Origin of the sequence: Flavobacterium amniphilum, from assembly GCF_023634845.1 — a bacterium.
Taxonomy (GTDB): domain Bacteria; phylum Bacteroidota; class Bacteroidia; order Flavobacteriales; family Flavobacteriaceae; genus Flavobacterium; species Flavobacterium amniphilum.
On sequence record NZ_JAMLJL010000021.1, the window covers coordinates 38527 to 56766 of the forward strand.

Sequence of the window (18240 nt, forward strand, 5' to 3'; positions counted from 1 at the left end):
TTAAGTTAAAAAATTAGCCGAACTGCAATCATTAGCGCAATGATTTTAGTAACTTGATGCTCATATTTTCAAAAGGTTGCGCGAAATAGTGTATTTTTGCTAAAATTAACATAATGTTACTCCAAAGTTTTACAAATAATGCATTAGAATGCGGCACAGACGAAGCAGGACGCGGATGTCTGGCCGGACCGGTAACGGCAGCAGCAATTATACTTCCCGAAGGTTTTTCAATAAACAAACTGAATGATTCCAAACAATTATCAGAAAAAATACGGGAAAGCATCAAGCCTCTTATTGAAGAAAAAGCATTATCTTTTGCCGTAACCCACCTCGAACCTGAAGTGATCGACAAAATAAACATACTGAACGCTTCCATTAAAGCCATGCAGGACTCCATATTAAAACTTACCCCAACCCCCACCTATATTATAGTAGACGGAAACCGCTTCAAACCGGTAAATGAAATTCCGTATTCAACCATTGTTAAAGGAGACAGTAAATACTTAAGTATTGCAGCCGCTTCGGTTTTAGCCAAAACATACCGAGATGAATACATGAACCGCATTCATGAGGAGTTCCCCATGTACGGCTGGAACAAAAACAAAGGCTACCCTACCAAAGATCACCGGGAAGCCATTGCTAAATACGGCCCTACAAAATACCACAGGATGTCTTTCCGGCTGTTACCGGAACAACTGAAATTGGAATTATAAAAAAAAGAGGCTCAAATTGAACCTCTTTTTTCTTATATCACTCCCATATATTATATCATCTCAGCTTCAAACAAATCAGCGAAATGTTTTACTATTTTTTGCTTGACTTCTTCTTCATCAACCTCCCTACCTAATTCAACATGCAAAGAAGTAACTGCCTTTCCTTTTATCCCACACGGAATAATATTATCAAAATACCCCAGGTTCGCATTTACATTCAACGCAAAACCATGCATGGTTACCCAACGCGAAGCACGCACTCCCATTGCACATATTTTTCTCGCGAACGGCGTCCCCACTCCTAACCACACTCCGGTTTCCCCTTCACTTCTTTCCGATTGTAAACCATAATCAGCTAAGGTTAAAATAATCGCCTCTTCCAATAAACGTAAATATTTATGAATATCGGTAAAGAAGTTTTCCAGATCCAAAATAGGATATCCTACAATTTGCCCGGGACCGTGATAGGTAATATCTCCTCCTCTGTTGATCTTATAAAATGTAGCACCCTTTTCTTCCAGTTGTTTTTCTGAAAGAAGTAAATTACTCATGTCACCGCTTTTTCCTAACGTATACACATGGGGATGTTCGACAAAAAGAAAATAATTAGAGGTATTAATTTCGGGATTTGTTCGTTTTTCAACTTTTTGGGAAACGATATCAGCAAAAATCTGCTCTTGGTAATCCCAAGTCTCTTTATAATCTTTATTTCCCAAATCCTGAAGTTGGACTTTTTTATTCATGGCTTATTTTACGAATTCTACTTCGAAGTTTAATTTTTCAGGTTCTTTTAAATACTCATTGAAGGAATACTCGATTGTAATCGTTTTTTTATCTTCCGAAAATAACGCATTCGGATTGGAAACTTTTTTCACCGCCTTCGGGAAGTTATACTTGATTACATATTTAGAAGATTCGAAAATCATCTTGTATGAATCCAACGAATCGTTATCCAGTTTTTTCAACGCTTCTTTATCAACAGTTGCCTTACGCGTGAATTTTTTACCATTATAGGTATAATTGATTTTTGATCCGTTACCGCTGAATCCTCCCAAATCCCCCATCGGGTTACCTTGCGATCCGCCTTTACTCATTTTCTGGATCTCAGCCAGATTGTTCATTACATCCTGCAATTCTGAAACCGACTTAAAGTTTGTTGCCATTGAAAATAAAAACTCTTTCGAATCATGATTCATTTTCATGTGCATATTAAAACGCTCGAGTTGTTTAATCTTTTCGCGTTGATCAGCAGGCAATTTATCGATACTGTCTTTTTTTGCCGCCAGTATTTCTTTAAAGGTAAAAACCGAATCTATGTTTTTTGCTGTCCCGGTAGTATCCTTAGGCATCATGGCCATAAAAGAAGAGCCGTCCATCTTTAAATTGTATTTCCCGGCTCCGTCAGGACTGATTGTAATTTCTTCAGTAAACGTACAACTCGTCAAACTGAAGACAAAGGCAAATAGTATTAGCAGTTTTTTCATCTGAAATTTTTGTTTTGCCAAAGATACAAAGAAGTAAGTCGAAAGTCAAAAGTCAAAAGTCGAAAGTCGACAGAAGATGATATTTTGTCAAGGGGGAGTTTTCTTTGGATTGTCCGATTGTTCGATTATCAGATTGCCAGATTTATATTGGCCGGAACAAAAACACTTTTGACAGGAAGAAAAAGTCTTTTGACAGAATTAATAATTCCTTTAGCAGCAAGAAAAATCCTTTTTACAGATAAAAAAAGTCTTTTGACAGAAATAATAATTCTTTTGACAGGAAGAAAAAGTCTTTCAGCAGCAATAAAAAATCTTTTGAAATGAGCAAAAATTCTTTTGACAGAAAGAAAGAATCTTCCAGCAGTAGTGAAATTTCACAAAAAAGGATGATTTTGTTTGCGTGAGGGATCTCGTCTAAGGACGAGACAAGTTAAGCGGCATCCTTTTATGCAGCGCAGCGGAATAAAAGATAGAGCGGATAGCCCGACCCGAAGGGGCACGCCCTTATTTAGACTGTTAGATTATTAGACTTCTTAGACTTCTTAGATTTTTAGACCATCAGACCTAAGACTAAAAGCTAAGGACTAATCACTAGTTACTAATCAATTTCAGCTTTGAAACTTTATAACTAATACTTATCTTTGCACGCTTAAAAACATTGTTATGCAACTTTCGGAACAAGAAATCATTAGAAGAGAGAAACTGAATGCGTTACGTGAATTGAACATCAATCCGTATCCTGCTGATTTATACCCTGTAAACCACACTTCAAAACAGATAAAGGAAAGCTTTGAGGAAGGTAAGAAGGTTATCGTGGCAGGCCGTTTGATGAGTAACCGCGATCAGGGGAAGGCTTGTTTTGCCGAATTGCAGGACAGTGAAGGAAGAATCCAGCTTTATCTTAACCGCGACGTGATTTGTCCGGGGGAAGATAAAACGTTATACAACCAGGTTTTCAGAAAACTGACTGACCTTGGTGATTTTATTGGTGTGGAAGGGGAATTGTTTACTACGCAGGTGGGTGCACAATGTATCCGTGTGACGAGTTTCGCTTTCTTGAGCAAAACGTTGCGTCCGCTTCCAATGCCTAAAACAGATGAAGACGGAAAAATATTCGATGCTTTTGTAGATCCTGAATTGCGTTACCGTATGCGTTACGTGGATTTAGTAGTGAACCCTCAGGTGAAAGATGTTTTCATGAAGAGAACTAAATTATTCACCGCGATGCGTACTTTCTTCAATCAGGCGGGTTATATGGAAGTGGAAACTCCTGTATTGCAATCGATTCCGGGAGGAGCGGCTGCACGTCCGTTTATCACGCACCATAATAGTTTAGACATTCCGTTGTACATGAGAATTGCTAACGAGTTGTATCTGAAAAGATTGATCGTAGGTGGTTTTGACGGCGTGTATGAGTTTTCTAAAAACTTCCGCAACGAAGGAATGGACAGAACCCACAATCCTGAATTTACCGCAATGGAGATTTATGTAGCTTACAAAGACTACAACTGGATGATGGAATTCACCGAAAACTTATTGGAATACTGTGCTCAACAAGTAAACGGAACAACTGAAGCTACTTTTGGCGAACACAAAGTAAACTTCAAAGCGCCGTACGCAAGAGTTACAATGACTGATGCCATCAAACAATTTACCGGTTTCGATATTACCGGAAAGACTGAAGCTGAATTATTTGAAGCGGCTAAAGGAATGGGCATCGAAGTAAATAAAACCATGGGGAAAGGAAAACTGATCGATGAAATCTTTGGTGAGAAATGTGAAGGAAACTTCATCCAGCCAACTTTCATTACGGATTACCCGAAAGAAATGTCTCCGCTATGTAAATCACACAGAGACAACCCGGATTTGACCGAACGTTTCGAATTGATGGTTTGTGGTAAGGAAATCGCTAACGCGTATTCCGAATTGAATGATCCGATTGACCAAAGAGAGCGTTTTGAAGCGCAAATGGCTTTGGCTGAAAAAGGTGACGACGAAGCAAACGGAATTATTGACGAAGATTTCTTAAGAGCATTGGAATATGGAATGCCACCAACATCAGGTTTAGGTATCGGAATGGACCGTTTGATCATGTTCTTAACGAACAATGCATCGATCCAGGAAGTATTATTCTTCCCGCAAATGAGACCGGAGAAAAAAGGTCCGGAATTAACAGAAGAAGAGAAATTAATCATCGAATTGTTAAAATCAGAGAACAATCAGCCAATAGGAATGTTGAAAGAAAAATCGGCCTTGAGCGGAAAGAAATGGGATGCTGCCATGAAAGGCTTGGCAAAACATGGCTTGACCAAAGTTGTTGTTGATGGTGATAATAAGACTGTGGTTTTGAATTAACACTTCGACAGGCTCAGTGACCATTCGACAGGCTCAGCTTACTACATAATTAAAAAAGGAACTCGGTTGAGTTCCTTTTTTAATTCCTATAATTGGATTGGCTATTTTTTGAACAACATTCTGATCCCGAGAATCCCCACAACCAAAACACCCAAAGCTGCCAGTACCATTGTCAGGTCACGGATATCTTTTCCGGCCCATTCCATGAACAAGAACTTATGGAAGATGGCAAAGGAGTAACCTTCCACCCTGTCGCTATTGGTCACATAAGCCGCTAAACGCGAAGTAGCTGTTTCAATAAACAACGTTTTATCATCACAGGATTCATAGGCTACTTTTACAACCGGTAAACGTTTGTTTACAAAGCCATATTCCCTGTTTTTAAAATCGGTTATAACAGCCGTTTCCTTTATCTTTTTCTCACAGCATTTTTCTTCCGGAGCACTATCCATTTCACAGCAGGTCGCCCCTTTTCCGGCCACTTTAGCATTAAAATAATTGGCTAAGTATTTTGCATATTCAGCATCGGTATAAGCATTCACTTTTTTAGTCTTGGCATTTACATACAAGATTTTGTCATTCTTACCATTAGCCAATTGGGAACGGTAATAAACAGCCTCTTTAAACTTCACCATACTGATATTTTTAAAACTATCCTGAGCCATGAAACGCGTCACTTCATCCGAATCAAAATCAGACACTTTAAACTCCGATTCATACATCATTTCTTCAAAAGCAATCGGGCTCCATTTTTTTGTGGCATGATACCCGCCACTGAACGCAAACAAAACCGTAAACAAGGCCAAAGCCAATCCGGTTTGGCGGTGGTATTTCCGCCATTTTGAAGTAGCATCTTCTGCCTTAACTTTTTTAAACTGTTTCCAGAATAACCCATAGATTACTAATCCGGTAAGAGCTGACAAACCAATAACGGTAAGCAGTAAAATCATGATGAAAATCCGAACCGGATTATTAGCAATGGCATCCAAAAAAGACCAATTATGGAACACATCAAAGAACCAGATAAACCATTGTCTCGATTTTGGATTGAAAGTCGCTAATTTATCCGAAGTTGTTTCCACATAGACTTCCATTTCATCATCTCTTTCAAAACTAACCTTGTGCACCGGAAGATATCGGTTGACATACTTATACTGCGAATTGAATTGTGTTATCAATTCATGACCAGTCATTTTACTTTTCTGATCGTCAAGAAAATAACGGGCCAGCCATTCTCCGTACTGTTTATCTCCTTCTGGCAATAATTTTCCATTGAACGTATTGATATACAGAATACTATCAGCAATGGTTTTTACCTGATAATACTGATTATCATTAAAAACTACCAGTCTGAAATTCTTCACATCCGTGATATGATTCACCAACAAGGCTTCCTGAATCCCGGTTTGAATTTCCAAGGAATCAAACTTTTGTCCCTTCAACGTTTCATTCGCAATTTGCGGTTTAAAGAAATGTGCCATGAACGGATGCATGATACCCGACAAACACCAGAAGATCATCGGAATCATAGTTATAAGTGCCAAAGTCTTATGCCATTTATATATTCGCTGTTTGAGTTTTTTCTTCAGTTTTTTTCCGAAGCTTTTCTTTTTTAAATTTTTCTCCATAACGCCAATGAATTAAAGTGAAAGATTGTACTGCATTCCGAAAACAAAAGTCCGTGGCGCCGCAGCCGTATAACTTGGTTGTGCATTAGCCGCATTTCCTCTTGTCACATTGTAGGCATACAGCTTATCAGTGACATTAATGGCATTCACAAACCATTCAAACTCTTTCCATTTATATCCTAAGCGGGCATTGAAAACATTATAACCTTCATACTTCACCGTATTCACCTGATTTTGATACCAGCTTGAAACCATTTGCCATTCGACAGAAGTCCTGAAATTTGGCAACCAGTTTGGATAATAACTCACTTCAGAATTACCGGTCCATTTTGGAGCAGAAGGCATTTCGAATCCGTTTAAATTCTGCACCGGATCAGAAGGCCTGTCAGACACTTTGAAATCGATGAATGTATGTTGGGCTGTTGTTCCTCCTACTCTGATTTTGAACTGCTTGTTTGGAATATAATTCAAGGCAAATTCGATTCCTTTGTGACGGGTTTTTCCCGCCGACTGGTAATCGGTTGAATTATCCGGTTGACGGATATTCAGCAATTCGTTTTTACCCTCCATGTAATAGAATGAATATTCAAAGTTCAATTTCTTTTCAAGAAGATTCAACCAGCCCCCCACTTCGTAGTTATTGAATTCTGCCGATTTAAGATTGTAGTAAAACTCGGCATCAGTCCCAGTACTTCCTCCGGTCCCAGGTTTAGCCCTGAAAATAGAAGTCACTCCCGGCGGTGAAAATCCTTGCGAATAATTTCCGTAGAAACCAGCCCACACCAATGGATTATAATTAACACCCGATTTAAACGTAAATTGGTCATAACTTTTGGTACCGTTTGAATTATCGATATGATTCGTATAATCAAGACTCATATTATCATAACGGACACCTCCGGTGAGAACAACCTTTTTAACCGGTTTCATTGTTAATTGCAGGAAACCTGCTTTATTGAAGATTTTTGCTTCGTAATCTGCCAATTTAACATCCGGTCGCTCAGCAACAATTTCGTAGCTGCTCACCGTTTGTCCTCCCGGATTTAAATTTGCTTTCAAATCGATTTGATACGAGTTATAGTCAACCGGAGAATAATCCAGTAATCCGCCCAAAACAAAAGAAGAATTCAGAAAATCCAAAGTTTGGTTATGCTGCGCCACGGCTCCGTAACTTTTAAAATTATTGGAGTTGATTTCACCTTTTGCAGTTGTTTGGCCTTGCGTCCAACGGATTCCGTAAGAAGGATTTTGCCCCAGTTTATTATCCCTTGTGAAAGCGGTTAGGGACGAATACCCGTTTTCAGACCAATCTCTCTCCAGTGTTATTTTACTTCGTAAAGCCTGTGATTTTCTATAGGTAAAATCAGTTGTACTTTTATAGGTTCTTTTATTGAAGTCATTTTCATTTACACTTCCACTCATATCCGAATAATACTCCCCATAAAAAGCCGTACCGATTAATCTGGTTTTATCATTTATCGCGTAATCAATACGTCCGTTGATGTTATCTTTGTTATAATCAGAGAAAGTCATCCACGAATCTTTTTGCTGACTTGAAAGTCCGGCGATATGAAAACCAATTTTCCCGATAGTAGCTCCACCGGCTGCCTGTAGTCTTCTATAACCAAATTGATCGCCCTGCAAACCAATTTTCAGTTCAGGTTTTACATTCGGTTTCAGGGAAAGCAAATTCACAACCCCACCAACCGCTTCTGAACCATAAAGAGACGAAACCGGCCCTTTCACCACTTCAATTCCCTGCAGATTGAATTGGTTGATTTCCAGCAATGCATTATGATTAAAAACACCAAGCGGACGGATAGGCAATCCGTCTTCCAGGTATAAATAATAAGCATTTGTAGTCATTGGCTGCCTGATAGCCATGGAATGCTGTTCATTTCCAAGATTCACCATCAAAACACCCGGTGTTTTATTGATAATTTCATAAACAGCCGTTGCTTTGGTTTCCAGAATGGTTTTCTGCGAAATTTTTGAAATGGCAACCGGAACTTCTTTTTTCGAAGACATTCCCCGATTTGCGGTAACCACAACATCTTCAAGAGATTTTACATATAAAGAATCTTTCTTTTCTGAATTTTGCCCATAGGACATTTGCCCTAAAACGAGTAAGGCAAAAAGTATTTTTTTCATTTTAGAAGTTTAATAATTGAGTGTTACTCCCGAAAGTAAAAACCACGGGAAATTGTTCAGCCTATTCAGCAGAATACTACTTTAAAACAAAAATTAAACGGTTGGCGGATGAAATACAGCTGAAGTACCACTGTAATGATATAAATCAGAATAGGATTTATTTATGTCTTTGGAAACAACAATTCCGGCATATTCACATTTAAACTCTGGAAGCTGCTGGATAAATAAAGTTTCCAATTCGAAATGAGTCGCTTTTTTGTCATTCGAAACCGGCTTTTCTTCTTCCGAAGCTTTTGCCAATTCCTTCATCAAATGACATTTACCATTACATTTCATTTCAGGCTTAGCCTTATTCTCACACAATACTTTAGATATATACTCATAATTCACCACATAATCCACGAAAGGAAAAACAGGTTTCATAAGCATAAACAATCCTAATAATAAAAGTGCATATTTCACAGGGCAAAAGTAAATCTATAAAAATTGCAATCCTAAAAAAAAGTTAAGTAATTAAACCCTGACGGATTTCCAAAGTCTTATAAGCAAACATAAAATTAAAAAGACATGAAAAAGTTAGCAACAACCCTTGTAATGATTATGATTGTTTCTATGAATGGGTTTTCACAGGAAACCAGAGAACGTAAAACAGAAAAAACGCCATTATCTGCAGAGCAGCGTAATCAGCTACGATTAAAGAGAATGACACTGGAGTTAGATTTATCCGCCAGTCAACAGAAAGAAATGGCCGCAGTTATCGCTGATCAATCGGCAAAAAGAGAAGCCAAAATGGCCGAATTCAAAAAACAGGGAGAAGCCAAAAAGGAATTAACAGCTGACGAGAAATTCACCATGAAAAGCCAAATGCTTGACGAACAGATTGCACATAAAGCCAAAATGAAAAAAATATTAAATGAAAAACAATTCGAAAAATGGGAAGCCAATTCAGAGAAAAGACAGCACAAAATGCACAAAATAAAAAGAGGTCACAAACAAAAAAACGATGTTAAAGATGAATAATTTTTTGGCTTTTCACTTTTTTTATTTAGATTTGGTCAATTAATCAGTTAAAAACCAATAAAAAATGAAAAAAATATTATCTATCTTTTTATTACTTTTTGCTTTTTCCCTTTCTGCAAATGCTCAAACAAATGAAAGTAAAAAAGAAGTTGAAATCAGAGCTAAGGCTAAAAAAGACTTGCACAGTCTTACACAAGTTGTGGACTTAAGCAATAATGACGCTTTATTTAAAGGTTTATACCAACTTTTTGTGGACAAACACACAAACTTAAGTGAAGAAGGTATCACAGCAACTCAAAGACAAGAAGAATCAAAACGCGTAAGCGACAAATTAATTGGTTCTTTAAAAGAAGATGATATTACCAAGCTAAGACAGCAAGGTTTATTTGACAAGTTAATCAACTAAATTAAAATACATCAATAAAAAACTCCGCTATTGCGGAGTTTTTTATTATATCTTTTTCGATACCACATCTATTGCATTTATCGTAAAATCAAGATCTTCATAAGTCAGTGCATCAGTAATGAACCAGGTTTCATAAGCTGATGGGGCGATATAAACACCTTCCTCAACCAATCCGTGGAAAAAGTCTTTAAAACGTTGATTATCTCCATTTTTAGAAGTTTCAAAATCATACACTTCATTTTTATCAAAGTGCACTGAAATCATAGAGCCAACCCTGTTGATTGTAAATTCAATATTATTCTGTGTCAATACATTACGAATACCCGTTTCCAGGTAAGCTGTTTTTTCCTCCAGTCTTGTAAAAACACCTGCATCTGCATTTAATTCCTGTAACATCGTTAATCCGGCAGCCATTGCCAATGGATTTCCTGACAAAGTACCAGCCTGATAAACCGGCCCAAGAGGTGCTAAATAGTTCATGATTTCATTACGGGCTGCAAATGCACCAACAGGCAAACCACCACCAATCACTTTACCGAAACAAACAATATCAGCTTTCACATTGAATAATTCCTGCGCTCCACCTTTTGCCAGTCGGAATCCAGTCATAACTTCATCAAAAATCAACAAAGTCCCGTTCTCATCACAAAGCCTTCTTAAATCTTCTAAAAACCCTTCTTTTGGAGGTATACATCCCATGTTACCAGCCACAGGTTCGATTATAATGGCCGCCACTTCACTTTTATTGGCTTCCAATAAAGATTTAATATTTTCAATATCATTATAATTAGCCAACAATGTATCCTTAGCCGTACCCTGAGTTACTCCAGGACTGTTAGGAGATCCAAAAGTAATTGCACCGCTTCCGGCTTGGATTAAAAACGAATCCGAGTGGCCATGGTAACAACCGGCAAACTTGATGATCTTATCCCTTCCCGTAAAGCCACGAGCCAAGCGTATTGCACTCATACAAGCTTCTGTTCCCGAATTCACAAAACGGATCTTATCAATATTCGGTACCATTGAAATTGCCAGTTCAGCGATTTTTGTTTCAATCTCTGTAGGCATACCAAAAGAAGTTCCAAGCTTCGCCTTTTCTACTACAGCATCCACTACAGGCTGATAAGCATGACCCAAAATCATTGGCCCCCATGAATTAATATAATCGATAAGACGGTTTCCGTCTTCATCGAACAAATAAGCACCTTTGGCACTCTTAACAAAGATTGGAGTTCCACCTACATATTTAAAAGCCCTTACAGGCGAATTTACGCCACCGGGAATTACTTTTTCGGCTTCAGCAAAAAGCTGACTGCTTCGTTGGTATATCATAAATTAACGGATTATAAGTATTTGACCGATTGAAATAGCATTATCAGTCAGATTATTTTTAGTTTTCAATGTATCTACAGTGACATTGTATTTTTTGGATATCGAATACAATGTTTCTCCTTGGGCAACAGTATGCGTATTTTCTGCGGAAACAGTCACATTGTTTTCATTAATTTTTTCTTCGGATTTAATCTCTGTTTTAATTTCGGACTTATATTCCTTCCCTAAAACTTCTGCATCATAACGTTGCAACTGATAACGTTCAATCAAACCGATTAATTTATTCGGATACTTCGGATCTGTCGCGTAACCCGATTTTTTAAGCCCGTATGACCAAGCTTTATAATCGTCTTTTGGCAATTTAAACAGAGGTGCATACCATGGACGGCTGGTTAAAAACAAGGAATGATCACGGTATGATTCTTTTGGATGTTCATATTTACGGAAACATTCCTGAGCGGCATCATCATCATAGCGCACATATTCACCTGTCCATTCTTTATGGCATTTGATTCCAAAGTGATTATTGGCTAAATTACATAGCATCCCTGTTCCTGCACCAGATTCCAATATACCCTGAGCCAAAGTAATACTGGCGGGTATACCGTGCTTTTGCATATTATCTTTTGCTATTTCCTTGAATTGATCAATATAAGCAAAGACAACTTCGGAAGTAACTTTCACCCTTGAAGTTGCAACAAGTTCTTCCGATTTTTTAGGTGCATCATCAATCACGATTTTATCTTCCGGCTTAACCGTTTTTTTAGACTGGTTAACCTGAACCGTTTTACTTGGTACCGACTTCTTTTTAACCGTTTGGACTTTTGGTTTTGCCGAACCACAGCCTACCAGAATAATTCCAATAATGAGGTATAAAATCTTATTCATTAAAATCTATCTTTTTCATTTTCTTTTGTTCCAAATAGCGATTCATTCCTTCAACACCTTGCAAACCACCAGTATGAATCATCAATACTTTAGCATTCTCAGGAAAATATCCCTGTTGGATTAAATCTATAATTCCGAATGCCATTTTTCCGGTATAAACCGGATCTAGTTTAATACTTGTTTCTTTATAAAAGCAGTTAAGAAAATCAATCAATTGATCATTCACTTTTCCATAACCGCCAAAATGATAATCAGTATTTAATTCCCAATTATTATTTCTTGCAAACTTACGAATTTCATCTTTCAAAAAATCCCCTTTCAAAGCAGGAAAACCAATTACTTTTTGATGTGGCAACGTCGAATTGATAATCCCTGTTATAGTAGCACATGTTCCTACCGGACAGCATATAAAATCATACTGCGCATCATTTTCTGTCAAAATTTCTTCGCAACCTTTAACCGCCAACAAATTACTTCCGCCTTCAGGAAGGATAAAGCAATTCCCATATTTCGATTTCAGGTATTCCTTAAAACTTTCCGAATCTTTTTCCCGGTATAGAGTTCGTGAAACAAACTCAAATTTCATTCCATTTTGCTGCGCAAACTTCAATGTCTGATTTTCATTTATTAACGGCGGCAATTCTTCGCCTCTTATAACCCCAACACAGTTGATATGATTTTCGCTACAAGCGTAAGCAGTTGCTGCTATATGATTTGAAAACGCGCCTCCAAAAGTAACTAAGGAGTCATATCCAAGTTTTGTGAATTCAGCCAGATTATACTTCAATTTCCTGAATTTGTTCCCAGAAACAAAAGGATGCAACAAATCCTCTCTCTTTATATCTAAAGAAACTCTGCTCAAGTCATTATACACAATCTGATTTACACTATTTTCCACTATGCAAAAGTAACGCAATAAAAAAGCCCCGCAAAAAACGGAGCTTTTAATTTATACCTAATAATATGTTATTTTTTTGTAATCGAAACTTTCTTAGCAAGCTCCTTGCCTTCTTGGTTTTTCAATTTAACAATATAAATCCCTTCACTCAATCCTGCCGTTGGGAATTCATAAATCAAATTACTTCCTAAGTTATTCTTCACAAATATTGACTTACCTGTAACATCATACAAAGCTACAGAGTTCAATGTTACAGATTGTGGATTTTTAATTGTCAGCATACCCGATGTATTATTCTGATAAATTCTGAAATCAGCAAATGCATTGTCATCATTGCTAAGATTATTATCACGGAATGTAATTTCAAATCTTGTTTTATAAGTTCCTGCCGGCAAAGTAATATTGAAAAAATCTTCACGCATATCATAATACACATCAGTTTCTTTATCATGCATATAAACAGGCTGGTTTTCATCAAATCCCCATAAGCACTCAACTGCTTTTATCATAAAATTTGCCTGTGCATTACAAACCAATCCTACAGGTATTTTTTTATCAATATTGAATTTATAAGCTCCAACTGTATACTCTCTAGTGTCGTTTTCCAAGATATAAAAGAACCTTGAAGGATTTGAACCAGAAGCCGAAAGACCGTCAAAACCATAATCATAACCATCTGTAGCATTATCATTAAAAGCCAATGTCGTTGGAGACACCCCACTTCTATTAAACATCGCATTAATTCTTAATTGAGGTGCATAGCCTTTACGCTCTGTCGTGTAATCCCTTCCGGCCACATTTGGTATTTCCGGGAAGAATTCAGAATTTTGGCTTGATGCATTCTCTGAATTTGCTTTATTATCTCCTTGACGTGCAAATTCAGAAAAATTAGCAGCTCCCTCTTTCACAAATACTCTAAATGAGTTTTTCATCGTGACCACACCAGGAGCTTTACCTTTAACCATAAAACCCTGTCCTACAGGCGTAAATCTTCTCTGATAAACAGCACCATTAACACCTAAGTCACTATTATAAGCACCATCACCGTTATAACTCCAGAAATCAGCAGGAGTATAACCTGTTCCGGGAGTATAAATTCCATATCCTCCTTGGTATTGATTCAAAACATGCGTATTTACAGGCACTTGCTCCCAAAACAAAGCACGACCGTCAATTACAGCCGAATTTAAAGGATCGTTTAAGAACGCATTCAAATCTATCGCACTTGGATAGGGATTTCCAATCAATGTCAGATTATCCGTTGAAACAGCATTTGTAATTGTACCATCATTTGGTTTTCCCCTAAAATCATAACGCTGTTTACTACCCGGATTATTTTGCCCAGCTCCTGTATGCGGAACAGTCACATCACTTCCACTTGCTCCTTTCATAGTAAATCCTTCACCGGGATTTATCCCATAAGTATTACCAACATAAGCCCATTGTGAATAAGCATTTGAATTCCTGAAAGCATAAATCCATCTTGAAGAAATTGAAACAGTACCGGCACCAGAAACCCCATCATAATTCCATGAAGGAAGAATTGTTGCCGCAGAAGTAGCCGTTGCAGTTGTTGGCGCTCCTAATTGCTGAACACCAAATGCATTATTAACAAGTGTACTCGAGTTAACATTCCCAACTGGTGAACACCAGTAATTATACTGATAATTATTTACGGTTCCTTCCTGATAAACAGAAAGATTACCTAAACCTCTGTTAGCCCCTAATCCCGCAGTTCCTTGCAGCAATTGAGAACCATTCCTAAGATAAACAAAACTATTGGCTGCATTGAGCTCCACATTTCCAGTTACGAATACATGCTGATCATTAACATACATATAACTACCCGGACTAACATACAATTGTGCATTTACTAAAAAACCACACAGAACTAACATCATTACGTAAATTTTTCTCATAGTATAAAATTTTAGGCACATTAATTCATATTAAGACCAAAAGTAATCATTTCCCAAATAAGAACAAATTTAAATTACTAATTTTTAGACATTTAGCCTAAACATTGCGAAATATTCAACTTTCTTACAAATTTAAAATTAAATATTTTCTTTTTTTCGTTAAAAAATTACTATTGTAAGATTCGTCTTATTTTTTTTTATAATTTTGTCAGATTACCAGCCACTTACATTTTTCACCAAAACAATATTAACATTTTTTTTATGAGAAAAATCTTATTGTACAGTTTGTTACTCACTTGCTTCTCAATGAAAAGCCAAGTAGGTATAGGAACAATTGTACCTGATGCCGCTTTAGACATTACGAGTACAAACGACGGTATGCTCATTCCGAGAATAGCACTGGTCAACACAGCAACCGCAACTGTGACGACACCAACTACTTCGGAAATAGTATATAATACTGCAACCATCAACGATGTTACACCAGGATTCTATTACTGGAATGGCACCATTTGGATAAAAATTCTAACTGGCACCAATGACGATTGGAAACTGACAGGAAACACAGGAACAACAGCAGGAACCAATTACATTGGAACTGCAGATGCTGTAGATTTCAGGATTAAAACCCAGGCGACTGACCGCTGGAACATCTCAAACACCAACAATGGACAATTGCAATCTTACGCATTGGGAACAGCTGCTTTACCATCATACTCATGGCAAACAGACCCAAACACAGGCTTATTTAGTTCTGGATCAGATCAAGTTGATTTTTCAACCAATGGAACAGCCCGCCTGAGAATTCCTGCCTCAGATCAGGTTCACGCATTATCATTAGGAACAGCCGCATTACCATTTTACTCCTTCAGCACCGATACAGACACTGGAGTACTAAGTCCGGGCGCAGACCAGATCGATTTTTCAACCGGCGCAACATCCAGATTCAGAATACCAGCAGCCAATCAGGTACATGCTCTATCGCTAGGAACAGCCGCATTACCATTTTACTCCTTCAGTACTGATACAAACACAGGTATTTATAGCCCAGGAGCAGATCAAGTTGATTTTTCCACGAATGCAACTGCGCGTTTCAGAATACCGGCAGCCAATCAGGTACATGCTCTGTCTTTAGGAACTGCAGCCCTGCCATTCTATTCGTTTAGCACCGATACAGATACAGGTATTTTAAGTCCCGGTGCCGATCAGATTGATTTCTCAACGGGAACAACAGCCCGCTTCAGAATACCGGCCGCCAATCAGGTACATGCTTTATCACTAGGTACCGCAGCATTACCTTTCTATTCTTTCAGTGCAGATACAGACTCAGGTATTTTAAGTCCGGGCGCTGATCAGATCGATTTCTCAACCGGAGCCACTGCACGCTTCAGAATACCGGCCGCGAATCAAGTACACGCATTATCATTAGGAACAGCAGCTTTACCTTTCTATTCCTTCAGCGCCGATACAAATACCGGTATTTTCAGCTCTGGAGCTGATCAGGTTGATTTTTCAACCAATGCAACAGCACGCTTCAGAATACCGGCAGCCGATCAGGTACACGCATTATCATTAGGAACAGCAGCTTTACCCTTCTATTCTTTCAGCGCCGATCCAAATACCGGTATTTTTAGCCCGGGAGCTGATCAGGTTGATTTTTCAACCAACGGAACAGCACGTTTCAGAATACCGGCAGCCAATCAAGTACATGCTTTGTCTTTAGGAACTGCAGCTTTACCATTCTATTCATTTAGCGGTGATCCGGACACAGGATTATGGAGTGCCGCCGCAAACAGTTTATCACTATCAACAAATGGAACTGAAAAATGGAGAATTGACGCCAATGGAAATGTAGGCGTAAGCCAGACCCTACCTAAAGGGATTTTAGATGTTGAAGCTACAGACAGAGGTATCGTATTTCCGAGAGTCGCTTTAACAGCAACCAATGCGCAAGCTCCTGTAATAAATCCCCAAACAGGAACAATTCCTGCAGGAACTGTAGTCTACAACACAGCAACCGCCGGAACCTCACCTAATAATGTTTCTCCAGGATTATATTACTGGAACGGAACAAGATGGTATGCCTTAGCCGGAGCATCAGGAGGTTTAGACTGGTCTTTATCAGGAAACGCAGGCACAACTGCAGGAACCAACTTTATAGGAACCACAGATGCTGTTGATTTTTTAGTATACACAAACAATACAGAAAAAATGAGAGTCCGTTCAGACGGGAGTGTTGGAATTAACAGTACTGGTGCTGCCACAGAAAAATTAAAAGTCTCACATACTGGAGCCGCCAATGATGCAATTAACGCCACCAATAATGACGATTCAACAGGTAAAGGAAATGCTATTTGGGCAACAAATTCCAACGCTACAGGAATAGCAATAATTGGAAGTTCAGGAGCTACTCCTCCTAACGTTTTACCAACCACAGGCGCGGGTATTTCAGGATCACATGTTGACGGTTACGGAATATACGGAGTTTGTGGAAACGGAACACCAAACACTGCAGGCCATAACGGACATGCCGCTGGTGGATTTGCACTGGATTCTGACAATGCTGTTGGCACAAATAACAATTCAGCCTTTGCAAAACTTGCAGGTAAAGATAACGTAGACCCTGACGGTTCCGGTCTCGCTACAACGTCCGGCGTTTTGTACGGAGGTTATTTTCAAGGAGGTGTTGGAGCTATATCTTATTCCTATGCAGGAGTACTTTACAACCACAATGCTGCCGGTACTACAGGAACCAGTTACAAAATAATCGGTAACGGTGTTGCCTCAACTATAATTCCGGATGAAAAAAACATCCCAAGAGTTATGTTTTGCCCTGAAGCACCTGAAGTTTTATTTGAAGATTACGGAACCGGAAAACTAAACAACGGTGAAGCCTATATAGCTCTTGACAAAATATTGGCCGCATCAATGAAAATTGACGAAAAACATCCTTTAAAAGTATTCATCCAACTGGAAGGCGATTGCAATGGAGTTTTTGTAACTGATAAATCATCTAATGGCTTTAGAGTTAAAGAACTTCAAAACGGCAGCAGCAACGTATCCTTCTCTTGGCATATTGTTGGCAACAGAGCCGACAGTAAAGACGCTGATGGAAAAGTGAATTCTGAATTTGAAAATTTAAGACTTCCAATTGGACCATCAAGAGTAAAACCTGATATTTTGGCAACAAAAAACAAATAACCAATAGTCAAAAAAAAACTTTTCAAAAAAAAAAAAAAAAAAAAAAACGTCCCTGAGAAAACGGGGCGTTTTTTTTGCAAATAATGTCCCGTCCTGAAATAGCGATACAATAAAAAATAATCGACATGGAAAGACATGACACTTATGTAAAGCGCACCCAGAAGGATTATACGCTAAGTCTAAAGATCCAGATTGTAAAAGAGATTGAATCAGGTGAGTTGTCAGCTTATTCGGCCCAGAGGAAA

At 38.3% G+C, this 18240-nt stretch carries 14 protein-coding genes; 5 read left to right on the forward strand and 9 right to left on the reverse strand.

All coding sequences use genetic code 11. The features are described from left to right. Positions 1–113: 113 nt before the first annotated feature. Entirely contained in the window at positions 114–713 is a 600-nt protein-coding gene (locus NAT51_RS17580) for a ribonuclease HII (RefSeq protein ID WP_250601036.1), read from the forward strand. A gap of 50 nt (positions 714–763) precedes the next feature. Here the strand turns inward: NAT51_RS17580 and lipB are convergent, their stop codons facing one another. Further along, positions 764–1456, reverse strand: coding sequence for a lipoyl(octanoyl) transferase LipB (lipB, locus tag NAT51_RS17585; RefSeq protein WP_250601037.1), 693 nt, complete (start codon positions 1454–1456; stop codon positions 764–766). A gap of 3 nt (positions 1457–1459) precedes the next feature. Beyond that, entirely contained in the window at positions 1460–2197 is a 738-nt protein-coding gene (locus tag NAT51_RS17590; protein ID WP_250601038.1) for a hypothetical protein, read from the reverse strand. A gap of 663 nt (positions 2198–2860) precedes the next feature. Here NAT51_RS17590 and lysS point away from each other — a divergent pair. After that, the gene (gene lysS, locus NAT51_RS17595; protein ID WP_250601039.1) at positions 2861–4552 is read left to right on the forward strand and encodes a lysine--tRNA ligase; all 1692 of its coding nucleotides are present in this window, start codon (positions 2861–2863) and stop codon (positions 4550–4552) included. A 101-nt stretch (positions 4553–4653) separates the two neighbouring features. Here the strand turns inward: lysS and NAT51_RS17600 are convergent, their stop codons facing one another. From NAT51_RS17600 to NAT51_RS17610, 3 genes are all read right to left on the reverse strand, one after another. Further along, a complete protein-coding gene (locus tag NAT51_RS17600) occupies positions 4654–6180 on the reverse strand; it encodes a PepSY domain-containing protein (RefSeq protein WP_250601041.1) in 1527 nt (508 codons plus the stop codon). A gap of 12 nt (positions 6181–6192) precedes the next feature. Further along, positions 6193–8331, reverse strand: coding sequence for a TonB-dependent receptor (locus tag NAT51_RS17605; RefSeq protein WP_250601043.1), 2139 nt, complete (start codon positions 8329–8331; stop codon positions 6193–6195). 93 nt (positions 8332–8424) lie between these two features. Further along, complete coding sequence (locus NAT51_RS17610; RefSeq protein ID WP_250601045.1) at positions 8425–8760, reverse strand: hypothetical protein; 336 nt, start codon at positions 8758–8760, stop codon at positions 8425–8427. Between the two features lie 138 nt (positions 8761–8898). On the opposite strand from NAT51_RS17610, the gene NAT51_RS17615 reads away from it, so the two are divergent. Together NAT51_RS17615 and NAT51_RS17620 are read left to right on the forward strand one after the other, a co-directional pair. Then, positions 8899–9351, forward strand: coding sequence for a hypothetical protein (locus tag NAT51_RS17615; protein WP_250601047.1), 453 nt, complete (start codon positions 8899–8901; stop codon positions 9349–9351). Positions 9352–9415: 64 nt separating this feature from the next. Then, on the forward strand, positions 9416–9757 hold the full coding sequence (locus NAT51_RS17620; protein WP_250601048.1) for a hypothetical protein: 342 nt from the start codon (positions 9416–9418) through the stop codon (positions 9755–9757). A gap of 45 nt (positions 9758–9802) precedes the next feature. On the opposite strand, the gene hemL is transcribed toward NAT51_RS17620, so the two are convergent. From hemL to NAT51_RS17640, 4 genes are all read right to left on the reverse strand, one after another. Then, the gene (gene hemL, locus NAT51_RS17625; RefSeq protein ID WP_250601050.1) at positions 9803–11089 is read right to left on the reverse strand and encodes a glutamate-1-semialdehyde 2,1-aminomutase; all 1287 of its coding nucleotides are present in this window, start codon (positions 11087–11089) and stop codon (positions 9803–9805) included. 3 nt (positions 11090–11092) lie between these two features. Beyond that, positions 11093–11977 carry a glucosaminidase domain-containing protein gene (locus NAT51_RS17630; protein WP_250601052.1) on the reverse strand — a complete coding sequence of 295 codons (885 nt, stop codon included), beginning with the start codon at positions 11975–11977 and terminating at the stop codon, positions 11093–11095. Continuing rightward, positions 11970–12875: a 1-aminocyclopropane-1-carboxylate deaminase/D-cysteine desulfhydrase gene (locus NAT51_RS17635; RefSeq protein WP_250601054.1), complete on the reverse strand. Its 906-nt coding sequence runs from the start codon at positions 12873–12875 to the stop codon at positions 11970–11972. The genes NAT51_RS17630 and NAT51_RS17635 overlap by 8 nt, the downstream gene beginning before the upstream one ends. A 68-nt stretch (positions 12876–12943) precedes the next feature. Next, a complete protein-coding gene (locus NAT51_RS17640) occupies positions 12944–14794 on the reverse strand; it encodes a T9SS type A sorting domain-containing protein (protein WP_250601056.1) in 1851 nt (616 codons plus the stop codon). Between the two features lie 261 nt (positions 14795–15055). Between NAT51_RS17640 and NAT51_RS17645 the strand changes: the two genes are divergently transcribed. Then, positions 15056–17995: a hypothetical protein gene (locus NAT51_RS17645; RefSeq protein WP_250601058.1), complete on the forward strand. Its 2940-nt coding sequence runs from the start codon at positions 15056–15058 to the stop codon at positions 17993–17995. Positions 17996–18240: the final 245 nt, after the last annotated feature.

What these genes read in the sequence shown, in the direction of transcription:
- NAT51_RS17580 (WP_250601036.1), top strand. Translation starts at nt 114, where the DNA reads ATGTTACTCCAAAGTTTTACAAATAATGCATTAGAATGCGGCACAGAC.
- lipB (WP_250601037.1), bottom strand. Translation starts at nt 1,456, where the DNA reads ATGAATAAAAAAGTCCAACTTCAGGATTTGGGAAATAAAGATTATAAA.
- NAT51_RS17590 (WP_250601038.1), bottom strand. Translation starts at nt 2,197, where the DNA reads ATGAAAAAACTGCTAATACTATTTGCCTTTGTCTTCAGTTTGACGAGT.
- lysS (WP_250601039.1), top strand. Translation starts at nt 2,861, where the DNA reads ATGCAACTTTCGGAACAAGAAATCATTAGAAGAGAGAAACTGAATGCG.
- NAT51_RS17600 (WP_250601041.1), bottom strand. Translation starts at nt 6,180, where the DNA reads ATGGAGAAAAATTTAAAAAAGAAAAGCTTCGGAAAAAAACTGAAGAAA.
- NAT51_RS17605 (WP_250601043.1), bottom strand. Translation starts at nt 8,331, where the DNA reads ATGAAAAAAATACTTTTTGCCTTACTCGTTTTAGGGCAAATGTCCTAT.
- NAT51_RS17610 (WP_250601045.1), bottom strand. Translation starts at nt 8,760, where the DNA reads ATGCTTATGAAACCTGTTTTTCCTTTCGTGGATTATGTGGTGAATTAT.
- NAT51_RS17615 (WP_250601047.1), top strand. Translation starts at nt 8,899, where the DNA reads ATGAAAAAGTTAGCAACAACCCTTGTAATGATTATGATTGTTTCTATG.
- NAT51_RS17620 (WP_250601048.1), top strand. Translation starts at nt 9,416, where the DNA reads ATGAAAAAAATATTATCTATCTTTTTATTACTTTTTGCTTTTTCCCTT.
- hemL (WP_250601050.1), bottom strand. Translation starts at nt 11,089, where the DNA reads ATGATATACCAACGAAGCAGTCAGCTTTTTGCTGAAGCCGAAAAAGTA.
- NAT51_RS17630 (WP_250601052.1), bottom strand. Translation starts at nt 11,977, where the DNA reads ATGAATAAGATTTTATACCTCATTATTGGAATTATTCTGGTAGGCTGT.
- NAT51_RS17640 (WP_250601056.1), bottom strand. Translation starts at nt 14,794, where the DNA reads ATGAGAAAAATTTACGTAATGATGTTAGTTCTGTGTGGTTTTTTAGTA.
- NAT51_RS17645 (WP_250601058.1), top strand. Translation starts at nt 15,056, where the DNA reads ATGAGAAAAATCTTATTGTACAGTTTGTTACTCACTTGCTTCTCAATG.